The organism is Bradyrhizobium brasilense (genome assembly GCF_029714345.1).
GTDB classification, from domain to species: domain Bacteria; phylum Pseudomonadota; class Alphaproteobacteria; order Rhizobiales; family Xanthobacteraceae; genus Bradyrhizobium; species Bradyrhizobium australafricanum.
In genome coordinates, this window is the sequence record NZ_CP121669.1 from 1,434,812 (window position 1) to 1,453,405 (window position 18,594).

Sequence of the window (18,594 nt, forward strand, 5' to 3'; positions counted from 1 at the left end):
TGAAGGCGTAGTTATCGCCGATCGGAGGTGCCGGAATGTCTGATCTGGATCAAGCGTGGGCGATTTGGCGGCGGTTGTCGGGTGCCGACCGCATCAAGTTCGGATCGCGGGTGCGAAAGCTCCGCCAAAAGGAGCGGCAGGTGATGAAGGATCGCGCGATGCCGGTTGCTCGAACCTTTGCGGGCCTGACCCTGACCGAGGCGGACCTTGGCGGCGCTGGCGGATCGATCGCGGCGCGGCGGCCATAAACGGTCTCCCCACCGGCCGGCCGGCAAACCGTATGAGCGGCAGTTCACCGGCGCGGGTAGCGAACGCTGGAATACCCGTAGGACTACGGTCTCTGGCCCACGGGCACAAACTGCACTTTCAGCGCGCAAAGTTCCGGGCATAAGCTGGTGCGGTTCCCATGGGCGGGGTTTGCTATGGCCGAAATCTTCATTTGTGTGAGCATTGTCCTGTTTGGACTGACCCCGATCGGGATAGCTGCAATCGCCGTGTTTGTTTGAGCGAACGAACCTGGCCCGACCGCGCCACTCGGGCCGGTAGATGGCCCCAGCGCCTGCCTCCCATAGGCCCCCAAAGGGTGCTGGGGCCCGCTAAATGAAGAGGCCGCCTGAGTTGGCGGCCTCCTTCATTTAGACGGCTCACCGGGCCGGGGCCCGATCCGGGTGCGCAAATGTCAGCCTTTGGCGGCCATGCGAAAGGCCCACGATACGCACTGCAAGGAGCCGCAAGTCACTTCTGTTCCCGCACGGTCGATCCGGCGCGCACGCCGGAGGGCGTCTCGCCGAAGCGCCGGCGGAACATGCGATTGAAATAAGAAACGTCACCAAAGCCGACTGCATACGCGATATCGATAATGGCCAAATGCAGATGGTGCGGGTCAGTCAACATCGCGAAGGCACGCTCAAGCCGGCATCCTGCAAGATGCTCGGTGAAAGACTTTCCGGTCCCCTCGTCGAGCAATTTTTGCACGTATCGCCGCGACATACCGATCGCCCCCGCGACCTTATTCAGATCGAAATTGGGATTGCTGTAACGTCTCGCGATCTCCGCCAGGATCGCCTGCAGGTTTGCCGCCCTCACACCGCGCTCCGTAACGATGTCTGCTGCTTGGTCGGTCGGCCCGAGTGTCGCGGCTACAAGATCGACGAGATGTACGCCGACGGTGGCGGCTGATAACGGTGGTTCTTTGAAGGACGCGAGCGACCGCAGGTAGCGGTTGAGAAGTTTCAGCGCCGGTCCGGAATGTACTGGCCGGCCTGATAGGTCTTCCGGGTTGGCAACCAGAGACCTAAGGGCGGCAGCCTGCACGGTTACGAATTTGACGCTCCCGCCACGCGGCCCAAACACTCGCAGAGGCCTTCCTCGGTCGACCAAACAAGCGGAGCCGACATCATAGGCATGCTCTTGGCCAGCATTTGTAAATTGGACCGGTCCAGCCTCGACGACGTTTAGCCCGAACTGTTCACGGCTATCCTTGAGGTGGTGTTTGTGACGAATAAACTCCACCGGCGTCGTGACGAGGTGACAAACGCCAACCGCGCCGAGCGACAAGTAGGTGACGTCGATACGCGGGCGGCCGCCACTGTGATCTATCACGTCCAAGGCGAGGTTCAGCCGCGCAAACTCGTCACGGAACGTGGAGAACCGCACGCGCTCCGGCAGCATCTCGGTCGACCATTGCAAACGCTGAGATGACGTTGGCAATCTGACCTCCGTTCCGGGGGCAACCCCTCAAGAAATCGTATCGCGCTTCGCTGCCGTGTGAAACAAACTACAAAGTGTACCGCTGTCGTGCGCTATCAGCGGCACGGCGGACATTGTGGTGATGAGCCGGCTCTCGGCGGATGGGCGGCAGCATTGGATCGCCCATCCGCCGGGCCGCGCCGCCTGCCGATGCGTGCGGCGACGCATCGGAAACGTTACGCGTGACGAACGAGACCGGCTTCACCGGCGCCCTCCGGAGCGGCTGGCGGCGCGGCAGGGACCCACTCGATCGAAAGCAGCGCGAGCGGATCGGTGCCGGCGCGGTGGGCGACGTGCTGGCCCTGCTTTTCCGCGCGATCGACTAACATGACTTCCTCGCGCTCGACGGCCAGCAAGTCGGCTAGAATTTCGGCCTCCCTCTCGCGGCGTTGCTCAATCGTCAATGCCTCGCCATCGTCGGCGGCCTCGTCGATCTCGCGGTCGAGCGCGGCGATTAGCGCGTCCTTGAACAGCCACGCGATCAGTCCGATGGAATTGGGCTGCTCGGAAAATCCGATGGCGCCGCCGCCAGGAACGTTGTGAATTTCGACCTGACGGCTTTGGGCCTGAAACGCTATCGGCTCGTTGTGCTCGACGGCACCGATCGCGTCCGGCCGCCCGCTCTCGGCCAGAGCTTCGATCTGCTCGCGCATCCGCGCTTTTGCGATCGACGACGGCCACGGCGCGGCGCGGCAGCGCGCGAGATCAGCTTGCAACTCGCGGCCGCGACGCCTGCGATCCTCGATGCGATCGAGGATATTTCCTTTGATTGGCGGCACCTCGATTTCGATCATCTGCGCGACGGTCCCGTTTGGCCGCGCGCGGACCGCCGCCTCGGTATTTTGCAGCAAACGGCCGAGGAGCGTGTTCTCTGCATCTCGCGGCTCTCGCGCAGCAAGGAGCCGGTCAAGATCGCCGCGCGCACGGTCCAGCTTCCTTCGCTCCACAACAACCTGTTGGCTGTTATCGTCGCATCCGTAGCCACCCATACTGCGCGGCTTTTGCAGTTGGGCGATGTGCTGCTCAATTTTGACGATCGAGATGCGTGTCGCCTGCTCGTCCTCGAAAGACGCGCGGTACAACGCGCTGAATTCTTCGCGCCGCAATCGCATTTGCTCGACCTTCTCGCGCGCTTCGTTCGGCAGAATATCCATCGGATCGCCGATGTTCATCGCCAGCATGCCGGGCAAGGGGCCGGCAACAACGTTTCCGGTGGGTGACGGCGGCACGCTCTCGTTCGTGAACTGCGGCCTGCTACCAAAGCCAAAGTTCTGATGCTGATTGTTTGCCATTATGCGCTCGCTCAATGATCGATACCATGATCGAACCACGTTTCCATTGCAGCGAAACCCCGGTAGCTCGCTGCAAAGGGCGGCAGATACCGCCGGGGTTTCCGAGCGGCGAATTCGGGATGCGCCGAGCTATGTGCGCGGCCATGACGTGCGGTAGGTAAGGATATCGTCGATCAACCGCACGCTTGGCACATGGCCGCCGCGCGCTTTCAGGATTGCCCAGATCAACTGCCGCCGCCGATCGGCGTGCCGGCATGCGGTGTCACTGCACGTCCGCGTCCACGTCGTCGCCGCATAACGGGCAAGATCGTCGTGGATACGCACTGATTGCTGGTGGCGGCAGAGATTGGAAAAACAGGTTGCTGCTAACTCGCGAACCAATCGATCCCGCTCGGCAAGCGCCGCCCTCGTTTCTGCCGTCCGCTCGCCCGGCTTGGTGCGCAAATCCTCGCGCAGGGCGGCCAAGTCGTCCGGCGAGAGGGAGGTAAGGTCGATCCGAACTGGCCCCGTCATACCCTTACCCGAGGTGTATTATCTCGCTCGTCCTTCTTCTCGCGAAGAACCCACATTCGCCACGCAGTCGAAACGTCGGTGCACGACAAGGGCCTCGCTTGGTAGTAGGTGCGGAACTTCTTAGCGACGAAATCGACGCGCTCAGCATTCCAACCTAGCGATGCCGCGAATTCTCTATCGGCTTGTGATGGTCGCCAATCATTTCCGATCGGACTAGGGACAGACTGAGGGAGAACCTCTCTCTGTGTTTCTTTGATGTGTGTAAGTGTAAGTGTAAGTGTAGGTGTAGGTGTAGGTAGCATTGCGTCCGCATCTGCGGTCGCAGTGCGATCGGACGCATCTTTTTCCTTTTTCCACCGACGCTTAGCGGAAGCCCTATTCATTTCGACCTTTTGCCGCACATACTCATAGTCCTTCCGCAGGCGCTCGTGCGTGATCCAATTCCCGGACGATTTGCAGAGGTCAACGATGATCGGACGAACGACTTTTCCGACCTTGGCCTCCGATATACCGAGATAGCGCGCCATCCATTCATTATCGTTTGGAATTCGGCAGTGCGGCCGCTCCCACATTAGGATCAGCAGACTGAGGAGAATGCCGCGTTGCTCGTAGTTGAGATGGCGCGTGCTCGCGGTCCACTCATCGACCCACAGCGGTAGCGAGGGCAATTTACTCATAGCTCGGCTTCCTTTCCCTTGACAGGAACAGGTTCACCGGGCGTAGATGCAGTGGTCTGTAAGAGGCCGACCTAAGCCCGGTCGGAACATGACAAAGAGCGCCGCTAGACGAGAGCGGCGCTCTTTGCGTTTAGGTGGTGACGCGCCGATCGCGGTCGTGGCCGCATCGCAGCCAAAGCCGCAATCCGACCTCGGCAATCTTGCCGAGCACGTTCGGTGCTACCTCGGCGTTAGGGGCTTTCGTCGTAGCTGCTGATTTCGGCATCGAGCTTCCCTTTGCGTTGGGCGTGGCCCGGCGAATTGGGAAAGAGATCGCCAGGCCACGCGTATTGGCAAAGGGAAGTCGATCAGGCTCGACCGCGCGGGGTCGCGAGCAGCACGTACTGTGGGCGTCATGGCGGACCTTTTATGATGACGCTGTAGAACAGCGCGAGCCCGAACATGGCATCAAGCGTTACTCAGATTTTCGCTCTTGTCACGGTGTAAACCGCGATCTCTGCCGACCAATTGCGTAAATCAATTTTCCCCGAATGCTTCGCCGCGTAGTTCCGCTTTGCCCGCTTTTTCAGGCAGGAACATTGACGGCGCCGCCGAAGCAGGTTGAGGATGATGGAAGCGCGACCACGACAACATCCCTCAAGTGCGCGCAGGTCGGTCTTAGCCGAGCCGAGAGCTATCGGGCCGCAGAATGGATATCCTTCGCGCTGACGAACGGGCCGAGAGGAGCAGCAAAACATGACGACGATCGACGAGAACGTGCCTGCCCGCCCACGATAGGGGCGCCGTCGCCGCGACTGTTGCGGTGACGGGCGTCCCGGGAACGGACACAGGAGATAACGACATGGACATCAAACCTATCTCGCCCGACGATCTTCCGACGGTCCGCTGGAGGGGCAAGCCGTATCGCGTGCAGAAGCCGCTGGGTGACAATGAGATGCGGCTCGTCACGCTCGACGGTGAAAGCACCGTCGATGTGCCGGCGGCGGAGATCACATCGGAGAGGAAAAATGGCGGACGATGACAGCGAGACGCTGGCACTTCACGAGCGACTGTGGGCGCTCTATGATGAGATCGTCATGCTACTCGCGACTGATCTCGGTCTCGATGCCAACGAACTGACGGGACCTGTATTTGCCAGTGGCGAATGGACCCTCTTGCTGCAAGACCTGATCGCCAAAGCATCACCAATAACGAACCCTCGCGTGACGGCCTTGCTTAAAGAATACGACGAGTTGGAGAAGCCGCTTTGGGATGCGGCCAGAACGATAAGCGTCTAGGAGGGCAGGACGATCGAGCACGGCCGATCCGGCCGCGCTATCGATAGCCCCGGGCGCCCGGGCAAATCAGGCTGAGTGAAGCAGGCCCCGTTTCGAGAGGCCGAAACCCGACCCGAAAAGCGTCGGTCTTTCCGTAGGTTGCTGGGATTATTGCTTTTTTAGGCAATCTCCCGCAGGTCCGACGAGTTTCAGTAATGCGTCGCCGCCGCGTATCTTCCCGGAAATCCGAAGGGGGAAAGCGGCCGGGCATGATCCGGCCGCTCAATCCCGACGACCCGCGCAACCCGAACCATCCGAGCCACGAAAAGCAATGGCTCGAATTGGCGGCGGCGCTAGGGCGGATGGCAGCGGACGAAGATTGGGATCGATTGCACAACCGAACTTTAGGCAGGCGAGAAGATGGGAAAGCAAAAGGCGGCGGTCATCTACGCAAGGTTTAGCTCCGATTTGCAACGAGACCGATCGATCGATGATCAGGTGACGCTTTGCGAGCAAATCGCGCGGCGAGAGGGATACAGGGTCATCGAAGTGTTCAGTGATCGCGCCAAGTCCGGCGCGAGTATGTTTGAGCGCGACGGCTTGCTGGCGCTGATGACCGCCGCCAAGAAGCGCGCCTTTGATGGCGTGATCACCGAAAGCCTTTCGCGCCTGTCGCGCGATCCGGAAGACACCGCCGCGATCTTCAAGCGCCTTCGGTTCAACGACATCACGATCTTTGACCAGAACGGAGCCGTCACTGACATCCACGCCAGCATCGGCGGCATCGTCAATTCGATGTTTCTCAAAAATCTGGCCGACAACGTTCGCCGCCATCATAGTGGCCGCGCCCGCGAGGGAAAATTCCCCGGTGCGCTCACCTACGGTTATCGCTGCATCCTCGGCAAACCGGGAGAGCGCGAGATTGACGAAGCGCAAGCCGCGATCGTGCGGCGCATCTTCGCCGAGTATGCGGATGGCAAGCCCGCGCGCCAGATTGCGGCCGATCTCACCCGCGAGGGCATCCCATCGCCGGGCGGCGGTAAGCACTGGAACCATCAAACCTTCGTTGGTGGCATGATGGGAAGGCGCGGCATGCTCGGCAACCGGCTCTACGTTGGTGAGATTGTCTGGAATTCAAACCGGACCATCCGCAATCCGGAGACCGGAAAGCGGACGCAGCGGAAGGCAAATCCGGACGATCAAATCGTGACGAGCGTCCCGCATCTGCGGATCATCGATCAGGGGTTATGGGATCGCGTTCACGCGCTTTGCGATCAGCGCGCCAGCAGGTTTGGACATGATCGACGGGGCGGGGTGCGGCGCGGCCAATACAAAGATCACCTCTTGTCCGGCATGCTTTGCTGCGGCGCTTGCGGCGGCAACATGCGGGTCTATCAGGTTACGGCGAAGGGCGGCGGCCGGGTGGCTTGCGCCGCCGCAATCCAAAAGGGCACATGCGCGCACCGCAAAAGCTACTACCTGTCCGGCTTGGAGGCGGCGGTGCTGGACGGCATGAAAGCCAATCTCGCAAATCCGAAAGCCCTGATCGAATATGCCCGGGCCTATCACGCGCGGTGGGCCGAGAGGCAGCGGGAGATTTCGGCGGATCGGGCCGCAGCCGAAAAACAGCTTAACAAGCTGACGGTACAGATTGACCGCTACGTGACCGCGATCGGCGAAAGCGACGAGCCCGTCAAGCCGATGATGGAGCGGCTGAACAAACTGGAAGCGGAGCGGGCGGCGCTGGCGGCGAGGCTCGAGGCGACGGCGGCCGAGAGCAACGTCATTGCCCTGCATCCGGCGGCGATCGATAAGCTCGCCTCAAATGTCGAGGTCATGCATGCCGCCCTGAGCGATGCGTCCCGGCTTGGCGCCGATCCGGCCAAAGCCGCGCGGTACCGGAGCGCCTTCCGGAGCCTGTTTGATCGGTTCTTGGTCCATCCCACCCCGCGCCGGCACGCCTATGAGGTGACGCCAATTGCCCGGCTTTCGGTGATTTTGGGCGTCGATCTCTTCCCCAAGAACCGGAATTTGAAAGAAATGTTGGCCGAACAGGGGGTTACTATGCCGCTTGTGGCAAATGAGACAATTCCCACCTGATATCAATATGGTGAGCGCGACACACGGGATCACGATCATGAGCATTGACGACAAAACCAGAACGGAACTCGAGGCCGCGGTCTTCCGGCGTCTCGTCAGTCACCTGCGCAACCGCACCGATGTGCAAAACATCGACCTGATGAACCTCGCTGGCTTCTGCCGCAACTGCCTGTCCAACTGGATGAAGGAAGAGGCCGACGCCAAGGGCCTTGCCGTGAGCAAGGACGAGAGCCGTGAGGCGGTCTATGGCATGCCGTATGAGGAATGGAAGGCGAAGTATCAGGGCAGCGCGACGCCGGAGCAACTCGCGGCGATGAAGAAAGCCCAAAGCGGGCATTAAGCCGAGCAACGTCATTCCGGGATGGTGCGTTAGCACCAGACCCGGAAGCTCGAGATTCCGGGTTCGATGCTGCCGCATCGCCCCGGAATGACATTGTTCCGCGGCCGTCCGCATCTCCTGTGGGCGCGCTGTGGATGAGCGCGATGTTTCCTTGACGGAAGCCGCGCCAAAATCGAGGGTCGCCCGCAGCAAGCGGTGCGCAAGGCGCGTATTCGCGTAACATTTCAAGACCTGTTCAGGAGTGCGCGATGGCCACCACGTCTGCCGCCGTCAAGGAAGAGCCCGCAACGCGATTTGCCAAGGACCAGCTCAAGTCCATCATCGAGCGCATCGAGCGGCTGGAAGAAGAGAAGAAGACGATCTCGGACGACATTCGCGACGTCTATGCCGAGAGCAAGGGCAACGGCTTCGACGTCAAGGCGCTGCGCGCCATCATCCGTCTGCGCAAGCAGGATCCGAACGAGCGCCAGGAGCAGGAGACCATCCTGGAGACTTACATGCAGGCTTTGGGGATGCTCTGAGGCGGCCGGCGGCCACCCTGCCGGGCGTTCTGCAAGGCGCCCCCCAAAGGCTCTCCCCAACGCTCTCGCCAAGGCTCAGGTCAAAGCTGCTGGAAGACCTCCTGTCGAGGCTTGGGTGTAATCACGGGATTTGCTACACTGGTGGCGAGGTAACCGGGCAGATCGTTCAGATGGACGTGCCAGGACCAGAGCGCCGGCTCGCTGCGGTCCTCGCCGCCGACATGGTCGGCTATAGCCGCCTGATGGAGGCTGACGAGACGGGCACCCTTGCGCGTCTCAAAACCCATCGCATCGAGCTGATCGATCCGGCCATCGCCAAGAATCGCGGCCGCATCATCAAGACCACCGGTGACGGCCTGCTGGTCGAATTCCATAGCGTCGTCGATGCGGTGCTGTGCGCGGCCGAGGTCCAGAGCCGGATGGCGAAGCGCAACGCCGACGTCGCGCCGGCCCGGTGGATGCAGTTTCGCATCGGCATCAATCTTGGCGACGTGATCGTTGACGGCGCCGATATCTTCGGCGACGGCGTCAACGTCGCGTCCCGTCTGGAGACGCTGGCCGAGCCCGGCGGCATCTGCATTTCCGGCGCGGTCCGCGATCAGGTCGGCGATCGCCTGGAAGACCTGAGCTTCGAGGATCTCGGCGACCAGACCGTCAAGAACATCGCGCGCCCGATCCGGGTTTTTCGCGTTCATCTCGAATCCGGTGCCAGGCCCGTTCCGGAGCACCCGAGTGCGGTGACCGGCCCTGTCGTCGCCAAGAAGCCCTCCATCGCCGTGCTGCCGCTCGTCAACATGAGCGGCGATCCCGAGCAGGAATTCTTCGCCGACGGGCTCACCGAGGACATCATCACCGAGCTGTCGCGCTTCCACGATCTGCTGGTGATCTCGCGCAACTCGAGCTTCGTGTACAAGGGCAAGGCCGTGAAGGTGCAGGACGTCGCGAAGGAATTCGCCGTCGACTATGTGCTGGAAGGCAGCGTGCGGAAGGCGGGCGGCCGGATCCGCGTCACCGTGCAGCTGATCGACGCCGTGGCCGACCGGCACGTCTGGGCCGAACGCTACGACCGCGAGCTTGCCGACATCTTCGCCATCCAGGACGAGATGACGCGCGCGATCGTGGCGACCTTGCCGGGGCGCGTCGAGGCTGCCGCGCATGACCGCGTCAAGCGCAAGCCGACCGACAACATGGCCGCCTACGAGTGCGTGCTCGCCGCCAAGGTGCTGCATCATCGCTCGGCACGGGACGACAACGCGGAGGCGCAGCGCCTGCTCGAGCGGGCCATCGTGCTTGACCCGAACTATGCCCATGCCCACGCCTGGCGGGCCTGCGTGCTCGGCCAGACCTGGGTCTACAACTGGTGCACCGACCGCGACGCGACCATGGCGCAGGTCGCCGCAGAACTCGAGATCGCGCTCAAGCTCGACGACAATGACAGCGACGTGCACCGGATCCTCGCCGCGCTGAATCTCAACCGCGACGACCACGACAAGGCGGCCTTCCACCAGGAGCGCGCGCTCGCGCTGAACCCGAACTACGACCTCGTCGTCGTGCAGCAGGGCGAGCTCCTGACTTGGCTCGGGCGGCCCGAGGAAGGCATCGACTGGATCAAGCGGGCGATGCGCCTCAATCCGTTCCATCCGGAACGGTTCTGGAGCCATCTCGGCCGGGCCTGCTATTGCGCCGAGAAATACGCCGACGCCGTCGAGGCGTTCTCGCGGATCACGCGCCCCGACCACACCCATCATGCCTTCCTCGCGGCGACCTTCGCGCAGATGGGCAACACGGTGGCGGCCTCGGCCCACGCCGCCGAGGTGCTGAAGCGCGAGCCGACCTTCTCGGTTGCCGCGCATCTGACAACCCAGCGCTACAAGTATGAGCCCGATCGGGCACGCTACGAGGCCGGCCTGCTCAAGGCAGGGCTGCCGGCCTGAAGGGGCGGAAAGCTATCTTGTCGGCAGAAGCGCGGCTCAGCGCAGCGAGGCGGTGCGGAGCACGAAGGACTGGGTCGTCAGGAGGGCGGTCGCCGAGCCCGAGAAGCGGTCGCAGGTCATACCCATCATCGGATCTTCCGAGAAGGTCATGACGACGGCGGCCTGCGGCTTCACGAAATGAGCCCGCATCATGGTCATGTCGGTGTCGCCAAGCACCGTGGTCAGCATGGCATTGCTCGCGCTCGGCGCCAGCATCACCACGCGCATCCAGATATCGTTGCCCTTGGCAGCCGAGATCCGCGCGGAGGTGGTGATCACGCCCTGGCTCGGTGCGCCCTTGGCAACGACGGTGTTGATTTCGGTGCTGGGAACCGCGGCATTGCGCGTCGGGCGCACGTTGCGCGGGATCGGCGCGGTCGCTGCGACGATGTTTGCGCGATCGACCGGTGACGCCGCAGGCGCATAGGCCAGCGCCTTGTTGAAGTTTTCGGTTGTCGCGCTGGCAGTGGTCTGCGGATCGGTACCGCCGACCGCCTCGCGGGCCTTCAGCGCGGCAATCTGCGCTGCCGACGCCTGCTTCGGTGCCTCACCCTCGTCACCCCAGAAGCCGCGGGCATTGATGATGTCGGCAGGGGATTGCGGCGCGGTGTTCTCGGCCACCTGCACCACTTGCACCGCGGGCTTCGCCTTCGGCATTGGAACGAGCTGGGCGTCGGCAGCGGCGAGCTGGATGGCGGCGGCGAACTGCGGCTTGGCGCGCGGCAGCGGAACCGGATCGGCGGCTTTGGCGGGCGCGGCGGCGGCCACCACGGTGTTGGCGGCGGGCTTGTCGTTCACGCTGGCCGCGCCTTCGTCTTCATCGTCACTCGACTTGCCGCCACCGAACAGCTTCGCGAACAGGCTCGGCTTGCCGATGGTCGCGGCATCGTCACCATTGCCGCGGCGCTCGATATCGGCCTTGGCAAGCTCATAGCCCTTGAGCGGCGTGCCGTCGGTCGGGACATGGACGGTGCGGCCGTCGGGGAACACCCTGACCAGTTGATCGCGGGTCATGCGCGGCCAGTGGCGGATGCTGCCGGTGTCGAGATGGACGAACGGCGAGCCCGAGGTCGGATAGAAGCCGACGCCGCCGCGCTGCAGGCGGAGGCCCGCGTAGCGGATCTGCTCCAGCGGCACGCCCGGGATGAAGAAGTCCATCGCATGCCCCAGCATGTGCTGGCTGTGGCGCGCAACGCCCGAGGAGCGGCGGCGGAGCATGGCGTTGGTGGCAGGGGCGCGATAGGCGGAGATGATCTGGATCGGCTGCTTGCCGCCGACGTCGTTATAGACGTCCCACAGGATGTCGAAGAGGTGACGGTCCATCACCGTTTCATCCTGGGAGCGCCAGTCGCGCAGGAAGTGGTTGAGCTGCTTCAGCGCGCCTTCGTCGTAGCGGCCCTCGCGCTTGAAGGTGACGGTGAGGTCTTCGCCGGAATGGGTGTGGTGGAAGGAGAGTGTGCGGGTCTGGTTCAGCGCGGTGGCATCGTGCACCGATCCCGCGCCCGCCAACAGCAATAGCGCAGTCAGGCCGAGTTGGTATCCGGCCTTAGGCAACGACAGCGGATTGCAGCGGCGTGCGAAGACAGCCAGCACTATGAGCCCACCCAGTCGACGAGCGTTCGGTCGGCATCTTTCGCAGACCCCCTGCGGAAGACGGTGAACGCTTTCTTAAAGCGGGAGGGTTAACCGAGGTTTACCGACCCGCCCCCAAGTTAGGCTTAACTAACTGGGCGACTGTGGCAAAAGATAGCCCTGCTCCCCAGCCGAGACCCGAAATGGTTAACGTAAACGATCTCGCCTTTTGAGCGAGATCGTTGATTTTGCTTCAAAATTTATCCCAATCGGGCGGAAATGCAGATTAGCGGGTGATCACCCGGCGCTGCTGCTGGGCCTGCCCGCGACGGATCGGCTGCGGCTCCGGCTGTCCGAATCCTCCGAACAGGCGCTCGAAGAAGTTTGGTCCGGAGGAGCCAAAGCCGTTGTCGCCGGCGACATTGACGCCGGCGGGCAGGCTGCTGCTCGGCGGACGCGAGTAGCTCGGCTGGGCGTGCGCCACCACCGTCTCGAGGTCCTTGCCGCGGCCGTTCCTGAGCAGCGACAGCATGGCGGCGTCGCGGCCGTAAACGTCCCTGCGCAATTGCAGCTTGCCGGCATCGTCCACGAACGCGGTCTGGTAGGTGATGTTTACCGGGATCGGCGTCGGGAATTTCAGGTCGACCTCGCTCGAACCGTACATGCTGCGGATCCGCTCCGGCGTGTAGTGCTGGTTCGGCTCGGTGATGTTGAGCAGGACGGCGGCGTACTGATCGGGATTCTGCACGCGCATGCAGCCGTGGCTGAAAGCGCGCTCGTCCTTCGCGAACAGGTACTTGTCCGGCGTGTCGTGCTGATAGACCAGGAACTTGTTCGGGAAGTTGAAGCGGATGCGGCCGAGCGCGTTGGCTTCACCCGGCGGCTGCGAAATGTGGATCGAGCCGTCGCGGTTGCGCTCGAGCCTGAGGCCCATGCGCTGCAGCACCGTCGGATCCTGCTGCAGGGCCGGCAGATATTCGTTGTAGATGATCGACGGCGGCACGTTCCAGGTCGGATTGACCGTGATGTACTTCATCGTCTCGGTCAAAAGCGGCGTGGCATGCTGGCCGGGCTTCCCAGTGACGACGCGGGTGGTCCAGACCGGCGCGCCGTTCTGCATCACCTTCAGCGTGTAGTCCGGGATGTTGAGGATCACATAGGCATTGCCGACACTGGCGGCGCCGAGCTGGCGCGGCAGCCAGCGCCAGCGCTCCATGTTGACGATCACGGTATCGATCTGCCGGTCGCGCTTCGGATTGTTCAGCGCCTTCACCGTGCGCTCGTCGAGAACGCCGGTCGGCTTGAGGTCGACGCTGCTCTGGAATTTCTCAACCGCCCGCGCGACCGTCGCGTCATACTTGGTGCTGTCGGCATTCTCGGTGACGCCGAGCTTGTTGCGCAGGTCCGGCACGCGCGGATCGTCCATCTCGACCGCGGCCTGCTTCTTGCGTGCCGGCAAATATTTCAGCGTCGGGCCGTCCGCGATCGTGATGACCGGGCCGTCGCCCTGGCCGCGCAGCTCGGCGAGCTTCTGCTTCAGCTCCTTGTAGAGCTTCTGCGGCGGGTTGTAGCCGTCGAGCGCGGCGGAGGCGTCCTTGGCGGAGGTCACATTGGCGAACACTTCCGCCGGATCGATCGGGTGCTCCGGATAGAGAATGTCCGCCGACACCTGCGACCAGTGCATGCGGCCGCTCTGGGCCTGGCGGGCGTAGTCCAGCATGCTGGCGGCGAGCTTCAGCTCGGCGTCGGCCAGCGCGTCCGGCGACGTCGCCGCGGCGAAATCCGGCACCGGATAGTCTGATGCATCGAGGCCGTCGGCGGCCGCGTCCTTCAGGCGGGCGATGACGCCCTTGCCGGCGTCGGTCAGCTTGCCGGCCTTGGTGAACACCGGCGCGTATTCGCGAGCGGAATAGAATTTCTCGGCCGCCGCGCGCTCGTTCTTGCGGTCGAAGCTACGCAGCGACTTGCTGGCGAGCAGTTCGCGCAGCTTGTCGGCAACCGGCTGGTCCTCGGCGGCAACGTTGCTTGCCGCCTTCGCCGGTTCGCTCGCCGGCGCCGCGGCGGTCGCGGGGGCAGGAGCTGTGGTCGGCGCCGCTGCCGTTGCAGGCGCGGGGCTTGCGGCAGGCGCGGTGGCCGTTGCGGGGGCGGGGGTGGCCGCCGCCGGCGCGACGGCGGTATCGGTCTTCGGTGCATCGGCGGGCTTCGTCGCCGGCGCGGTCGCGACATCGGCGGGCTTCGGCTCGACGGCCTTTGCAGTCGCGCTCGGCTCTGCCGGCTTGGCGTCGACCGGTTTTGTCTCAGCGGGTTTGGCCTCGGTGGCGTGCACATCCGCTGGCTTCACGTCGGCCGGCTTGGCTGCATCGGGCAGCGCGGCGGTGGTGTCGGCCTTGAAATCGCTTGCGGTGGGGGGCGGCACGTTGGCCGGTTCGGGGCGCGGGATCGCCGCGTCGATCGCGAGTTCCGAGGCGCTGGAGTGCGGCGTGTCCTGCGCGAAGGCCGCGGTCGCGGACACCGTGAGGAAGGTTGCCGCGACGGCCATCAATACGCGGTCAAATCCTCGACGGTTGTTCGAACAGTCACGCATCGTCACACCCCCTGGGTGAAACTGCCCCTCATCAAACTGGAACAGTTCAAATCAGAATTTGGTTTCATAGCTTGCGCGAAGCGCCGGCCTCTCGATCGACTCGCACGCCTGCACACAACGAACGCAGACGATACCTTTGCCCCTCTCATGCAGCCAGCGCCATGCGGGGCAACTCACGACAAACTGACCTCGAAGCAGCTGATTTCACTCCGGGCTGTGCGTTTTTGCCACGCGGCACAGCCTTTGTCTGTCACCGCCACGACACGGTTCAAAAGGTTCCCTGGTGCGGCCTGTCGGCCTCGAGAGCTAAGTGGCGTCGCTTGCGCGCGCGCCGGCCGCAGCTTCGTCGAGCTTGCGATAGAGCGTCGAGCGGCCGATCTTGAGGCGTCGCGCGACCTCCGACATCTGTCCGCGATAATGCGAAATCGCGAAGCGGATGATCTCGTTCTCGAGATCTTCCAGAGGGCGCACCTCGCCCGCGGCATTGAGCATGGAAAGGCCGCCGGCGGTTGGCAGGGAGGCGACAACCGGTATTTCATTACCGGAAATCATGGCGGGGGCCGTGGAAGGCGACACCACCAGCGGCTCGCCCTGCAGCGATTTGCCGTCCGGCGCCGGATGCGTCATTCCTTGCGGGAAATCGGCGAGCCCGAGCTGGTCGCCATCGCTCATCACCACGGCGCGATACACGGTGTTCTCAAGCTGGCGGATGTTGCCCGGCCAGTCGAGCTGCGAGAGGTGAGCCATCGCCTCGCCGCTGATGCCAGTGATGTTGCGGTTTTCCTCGGCGCAGAACCGCGCCAGGAAATGCCGCAGCAGATGCGGGATGTCTTCGCGCCGCTGTCGCAGCGCCGGAATGGTCAGTGGCAGCACGTGCAGGCGATAGAACAGGTCCTCGCGGAACTGGCCGCCTTTCACGAGATCAAGCAGCTTGCGGTTGGTCGCCGAGATGATGCGAACATCGACCTTGACCGGCTTGCGGCCGCCGACCGCCTCGACGGTGCCTTCCTGCAGGGCGCGCAGCAATTTCACCTGTGTGGCCAGCGGCAACTCACCAACCTCGTCGAGGAACAGCGTGCCACCATGCGCTTCGACGAACTTGCCCTGATGGCGCTCGGTGGCGCCGGTGAAGGCGCCCTTCTCGTGGCCGAACAGGATCGATTCGACGAGATTGTCCGGGATCGCGCCGCAATTCACCGCAACGAACGGCTTGGCCTTGCGCTCGCTGCTGCCGTGAATGGCGCGCGCGAACAGTTCCTTGCCGACGCCGGATTCGCCCTCGATCAGCACCGGGATCGTCGAGGATGCGGCCTTTTGCGCGATGCGCAGCACCCCGGCCATCGCCTCGCTGCGGGTGATGATGTCGGAGAAGGTCAGCCGGCCCTCGCGGCTGTGGCGGATCCGCTGCAATTCGCCCTTCAGCGCCGAGGCGTTGAGGGCGTTGCGCAGGGAAACCTGCAGCCGCTCGAAGCCGACCGGCTTGACGACGAAATCCTGGGCACCGGCGCGCATCGCCGACACGACATTGTCGATGCCGCCATGCGCGGTCTGCACGATGACCGGGACGGTCAAACCAGCTTCACGAATTTTTGCGAGGACTCCGAGACCGTCGAGGCCCGGCATCACGAGGTCGAGCACGACGGCGTCAATCGCCTGCGTCTCGGATGCGGTCAGGGCCGCGATCGCCGCGTCGCCACTGTCCACGACGAGGGGCTCATAGCCGCACTTCTGCACCATGTTTTCAACCAAACGGCGCTGTACTGCGTCGTCATCGGCGATCAAAATGGTGGCAGCCATGGTTTTCCCCGCACGCTACGTTTATTTGTCTCGAATCGGGGCAATGTCGCCGATGCCGATTAACGCACTCTTAAATGTTGCAAACCCGCATTCATTCCGCCGCCGCCGACATCTTTCCGACTGAAGTAAGGTTACGAACAAGATGACCTCGCGCTCCAAAACTGCATCCAACAAGTCTGCCCTCAGCAAGGCCGCTCTCCGCAAGGAAGCCGCGTTGCGCAAAACGGCCGCGCAACGCAAATCGTCCGCAGGCGGTCCGGCGGCGAAAAAGGCAGCCAGCAAGACCGGCAAGCTTCCGGAATGGAATCTGGCAGATCTCTACTCCGGTATCGATGCGCCGGAGGTCGCACGCGACTTGCAGAAAATGGACGCAGATTGCGTCGCGTTTGAGACCGACTACAAGGGCAAGCTTGCCGAAAATACCGCCAAGGAAGGCGGCGGAAAGTGGCTGGCCGAGGCGATCAGGCGCTATGAGGCGATCGACGATTTGGCTGGCCGTCTCGGCTCTTACGCCGGCCTGGTCCATGCCGGCGACAGCGTCGATCCCGCGATTTCGAAATTCTACGGCGATGTCTCCGAGCGGCTGACCGCCGCGTCGGTGCATCTGTTGTTCTTCTCGCTCGAGCTCAATCGCGTCGACGATGATGTGATCGAGCGCGCGATGGCCGAACCCGAGCTCGGCCATTACCGGCCATGGATCGAGGATCTGCGCAAGGACAAGCCGTACCAGCTCGAGGATCGCGTCGAGCAGCTGTTCCACGAAAAGGCGCAAAGCGGCTACGCGGCCTGGAACCGGCTGTTCGACCAGACCATCTCCGGTCTGCGTTTCAAGATTGGCGGCAAGGAGCTCGCGATCGAGCCGACGCTGAACCTGCTGCAGGACAAGGCGGGGGACAAGCGCAAGGCTGCCGCGCAGGCGCTCGCCAAGACCTTCAAGGACAATGAGCGCAGCTTCGCGCTCATCACCAACACGCTCGCCAAGGACAAGGAAATCTCCGACCGCTGGCGCGGCTTCCAGGATGTCGCGGATTCCCGCCATCTCAACAACCGCGTTGAGCGCGAGGTGGTCGATGCGCTGGTCGCATCGGTGCGCGCGGCCTATCCGAAGCTGTCGCACCGCTATTACGCGCTGAAGGCCGGCTGGTTCAAAAAGAAGAAGCTGCCGCACTGGGACCGCAACGCCCCGCTGCCGTTCGCGGCGACCGGCACCATCGCCTGGCCCGAGGCGCGCAACATGGTGCTGTCGGCCTATAGCGGCTTCTCGCCCAGGATGGCCGAGATCGCGGAGCGCTTCTTCGACGATCGCTGGATCGATGCGCCGGTCCGTCCCGGCAAGGCGCCGGGCGCGTTCTCGCATCCGACCACGCCGTCGGCGCATCCCTATGTGCTGATGAACTATCAGGGCAAGCCACGCGACGTGATGACGCTGGCGCATGAGCTCGGCCATGGCGTCCATCAGGTGCTGGCGGCGAAGAACGGCGCGCTGATGGCGCCGACGCCGCTGACGCTGGCGGAAACCGCAAGCGTGTTCGGCGAGATGCTGACCTTCAAGCGGCTATTGTCGCAGACCAGGAACGCCAAGCAGCGTCAGGCGCTGCTCGCGGGCAAGGTCGAGGACATGATCAATACCGTGGTGCGGCAGATCGCGTTCTATTCATTCGAGCGCGCGGTTCATACCGAGCGCAAGAACGGCGAACTCACCGCCGAGCGGATCGGCCGGATCTGGCTCAGCGTGCAGGGCGAGAGCCTGGGGCCGGCGATCGAGATCAAGCCGGGCTACGAGACGTTCTGGATGTACATTCCGCACTTCATCCACTCGCCGTTCTACGTCTATGCCTATGCGTTCGGCGATTGCCTCGTGAACTCGCTCTATGCGGTCTACGAGCACGCGTCCGAAGGCTTTGCGGAGCGCTATCTCGACATGCTCGCCGCCGGCGGCACCAAGCACTATTCCGAGCTGCTGCGGCCGTTCGGGCTCGACGCCAAGGACCCCAAATTCTGGGACGGCGGCCTGTCCGTCATCGCCGGCATGATCGACGAGCTGGAGGCGATGGGCTGAGGCCCATCGGCGTTCCGGCCGGGCCGGGCGGCAGCCGGTCCCGTGCCAGTTTCGTTCGGCGTTTTGGGCGCCTGGCGGCATGATCGTTCCATGATGCCTGCGTTTGGGAGGGCAATCCTGCCGAGGGGCTGGCGCGGCGTCGTCGCTCGAACGTGGATCGG

At 63.3% G+C, this 18,594-nt stretch carries 16 protein-coding genes; 8 read left to right on the plus strand and 8 right to left on the minus strand.

What is annotated here, in order from left to right:
* Window positions 1-35: 35 nt before the first annotated feature.
* Entirely contained in the window at window positions 36-248 is a 213-nt protein-coding gene (locus QA635_RS06415) for a hypothetical protein (protein WP_283067931.1), read from the plus strand.
* Window positions 249-735: 487 nt separating this feature from the next.
* Here QA635_RS06415 and QA635_RS06420 read toward each other — a convergent pair whose 3' ends face one another.
* From QA635_RS06420 to QA635_RS06440, 5 genes are all read right to left on the minus strand, one after another.
* Entirely contained in the window at window positions 736-1,710 is a 975-nt protein-coding gene (locus QA635_RS06420; protein ID WP_283067933.1) for a helix-turn-helix transcriptional regulator, read from the minus strand.
* 215 nt (window positions 1,711-1,925) lie between these two features.
* A complete protein-coding gene (locus QA635_RS06425) occupies window positions 1,926-3,041 on the minus strand; it encodes a hypothetical protein (protein ID WP_283067935.1) in 1,116 nt (371 codons plus the stop codon).
* Window positions 3,042-3,170: 129 nt separating this feature from the next.
* Window positions 3,171-3,554 carry a hypothetical protein gene (locus tag QA635_RS06430; RefSeq protein WP_283067937.1) on the minus strand — a complete coding sequence of 128 codons (384 nt, stop codon included), beginning with the start codon at window positions 3,552-3,554 and terminating at the stop codon, window positions 3,171-3,173.
* Window positions 3,551-4,231, minus strand: a complete 681-nt coding sequence (locus tag QA635_RS06435) for a DUF1376 domain-containing protein (protein WP_283067939.1) — start codon at window positions 4,229-4,231, stop codon at window positions 3,551-3,553. Before QA635_RS06435 ends, QA635_RS06430 begins: the two co-directional genes overlap by 4 nt.
* Before the next feature lie 130 nt (window positions 4,232-4,361).
* Window positions 4,362-4,496 (minus strand): hypothetical protein, encoded by a 135-nt coding sequence (locus QA635_RS06440; protein ID WP_283067941.1) that lies wholly within the window; start codon window positions 4,494-4,496, stop codon window positions 4,362-4,364.
* Window positions 4,497-5,072: 576 nt separating this feature from the next.
* Here QA635_RS06440 and QA635_RS06445 point away from each other — a divergent pair.
* The 6 genes from QA635_RS06445 to QA635_RS06470 all read left to right on the plus strand — a co-directional run bounded on the left by QA635_RS06445 (window position 5,073) and on the right by QA635_RS06470 (window position 10,382).
* A complete protein-coding gene (locus QA635_RS06445) occupies window positions 5,073-5,252 on the plus strand; it encodes a hypothetical protein (RefSeq protein ID WP_283067943.1) in 180 nt (59 codons plus the stop codon).
* Window positions 5,239-5,508, plus strand: a complete 270-nt coding sequence (locus QA635_RS06450) for a hypothetical protein (protein WP_283067945.1) — start codon at window positions 5,239-5,241, stop codon at window positions 5,506-5,508. Before QA635_RS06445 ends, QA635_RS06450 begins: the two co-directional genes overlap by 14 nt.
* A gap of 399 nt (window positions 5,509-5,907) precedes the next feature.
* The gene (locus QA635_RS06455) at window positions 5,908-7,587 is read left to right on the plus strand and encodes a recombinase family protein (RefSeq protein WP_283067947.1); all 1,680 of its coding nucleotides are present in this window, start codon (window positions 5,908-5,910) and stop codon (window positions 7,585-7,587) included.
* A gap of 37 nt (window positions 7,588-7,624) precedes the next feature.
* A complete protein-coding gene (locus QA635_RS06460; protein WP_050422684.1) occupies window positions 7,625-7,927 on the plus strand; it encodes a DUF1244 domain-containing protein in 303 nt (100 codons plus the stop codon).
* A gap of 248 nt (window positions 7,928-8,175) precedes the next feature.
* Window positions 8,176-8,448 carry a DUF2312 domain-containing protein gene (locus tag QA635_RS06465; RefSeq protein ID WP_016841616.1) on the plus strand — a complete coding sequence of 91 codons (273 nt, stop codon included), beginning with the start codon at window positions 8,176-8,178 and terminating at the stop codon, window positions 8,446-8,448.
* Between the two features lie 170 nt (window positions 8,449-8,618).
* Window positions 8,619-10,382, plus strand: a complete 1,764-nt coding sequence (locus QA635_RS06470) for an adenylate/guanylate cyclase domain-containing protein (RefSeq protein WP_283067952.1) — start codon at window positions 8,619-8,621, stop codon at window positions 10,380-10,382.
* A 36-nt stretch (window positions 10,383-10,418) separates the two neighbouring features.
* Here the strand turns inward: QA635_RS06470 and QA635_RS06475 are convergent, their stop codons facing one another.
* From QA635_RS06475 to QA635_RS06485, 3 genes are all read right to left on the minus strand, one after another.
* Window positions 10,419-12,014, minus strand: a complete 1,596-nt coding sequence (locus tag QA635_RS06475) for a peptidoglycan L,D-endopeptidase MepK (protein WP_283067954.1) — start codon at window positions 12,012-12,014, stop codon at window positions 10,419-10,421.
* 265 nt (window positions 12,015-12,279) lie between these two features.
* Window positions 12,280-14,577 (minus strand): L,D-transpeptidase family protein, encoded by a 2,298-nt coding sequence (locus QA635_RS06480; RefSeq protein ID WP_283067956.1) that lies wholly within the window; start codon window positions 14,575-14,577, stop codon window positions 12,280-12,282.
* Window positions 14,578-14,883: 306 nt separating this feature from the next.
* On the minus strand, window positions 14,884-16,374 hold the full coding sequence (locus QA635_RS06485; RefSeq protein ID WP_283067958.1) for a sigma-54-dependent transcriptional regulator: 1,491 nt from the start codon (window positions 16,372-16,374) through the stop codon (window positions 14,884-14,886).
* A gap of 142 nt (window positions 16,375-16,516) precedes the next feature.
* Here QA635_RS06485 and QA635_RS06490 point away from each other — a divergent pair, with 142 nt between their 5' ends.
* Window positions 16,517-18,433, plus strand: coding sequence for a M3 family oligoendopeptidase (locus QA635_RS06490; RefSeq protein WP_283067960.1), 1,917 nt, complete (start codon window positions 16,517-16,519; stop codon window positions 18,431-18,433).
* Window positions 18,434-18,594: the final 161 nt, after the last annotated feature.

Bases quoted from the DNA above. Each gene is read 5' to 3' on its own strand.
- QA635_RS06490 (WP_283067960.1), top strand. From the start codon at position 16,517: ATGACCTCGCGCTCCAAAACTGCATCCAACAAGTCTGCCCTCAGCAAG.
- QA635_RS06455 (WP_283067947.1), top strand. From the start codon at position 5,908: ATGGGAAAGCAAAAGGCGGCGGTCATCTACGCAAGGTTTAGCTCCGAT.
- QA635_RS06445 (WP_283067943.1), top strand. From the start codon at position 5,073: ATGGACATCAAACCTATCTCGCCCGACGATCTTCCGACGGTCCGCTGG.
- QA635_RS06425 (WP_283067935.1), bottom strand. From the start codon at position 3,041: ATGGCAAACAATCAGCATCAGAACTTTGGCTTTGGTAGCAGGCCGCAG.
- QA635_RS06440 (WP_283067941.1), bottom strand. From the start codon at position 4,496: ATGCCGAAATCAGCAGCTACGACGAAAGCCCCTAACGCCGAGGTAGCA.
- QA635_RS06415 (WP_283067931.1), top strand. From the start codon at position 36: ATGTCTGATCTGGATCAAGCGTGGGCGATTTGGCGGCGGTTGTCGGGT.
- QA635_RS06430 (WP_283067937.1), bottom strand. From the start codon at position 3,554: ATGACGGGGCCAGTTCGGATCGACCTTACCTCCCTCTCGCCGGACGAC.
- QA635_RS06450 (WP_283067945.1), top strand. From the start codon at position 5,239: ATGGCGGACGATGACAGCGAGACGCTGGCACTTCACGAGCGACTGTGG.
- QA635_RS06460 (WP_050422684.1), top strand. From the start codon at position 7,625: ATGAGCATTGACGACAAAACCAGAACGGAACTCGAGGCCGCGGTCTTC.
- QA635_RS06485 (WP_283067958.1), bottom strand. From the start codon at position 16,374: ATGGCTGCCACCATTTTGATCGCCGATGACGACGCAGTACAGCGCCGT.
- QA635_RS06470 (WP_283067952.1), top strand. From the start codon at position 8,619: ATGGACGTGCCAGGACCAGAGCGCCGGCTCGCTGCGGTCCTCGCCGCC.
- QA635_RS06435 (WP_283067939.1), bottom strand. From the start codon at position 4,231: ATGAGTAAATTGCCCTCGCTACCGCTGTGGGTCGATGAGTGGACCGCG.
- QA635_RS06480 (WP_283067956.1), bottom strand. From the start codon at position 14,577: ATGCGTGACTGTTCGAACAACCGTCGAGGATTTGACCGCGTATTGATG.
- QA635_RS06465 (WP_016841616.1), top strand. From the start codon at position 8,176: ATGGCCACCACGTCTGCCGCCGTCAAGGAAGAGCCCGCAACGCGATTT.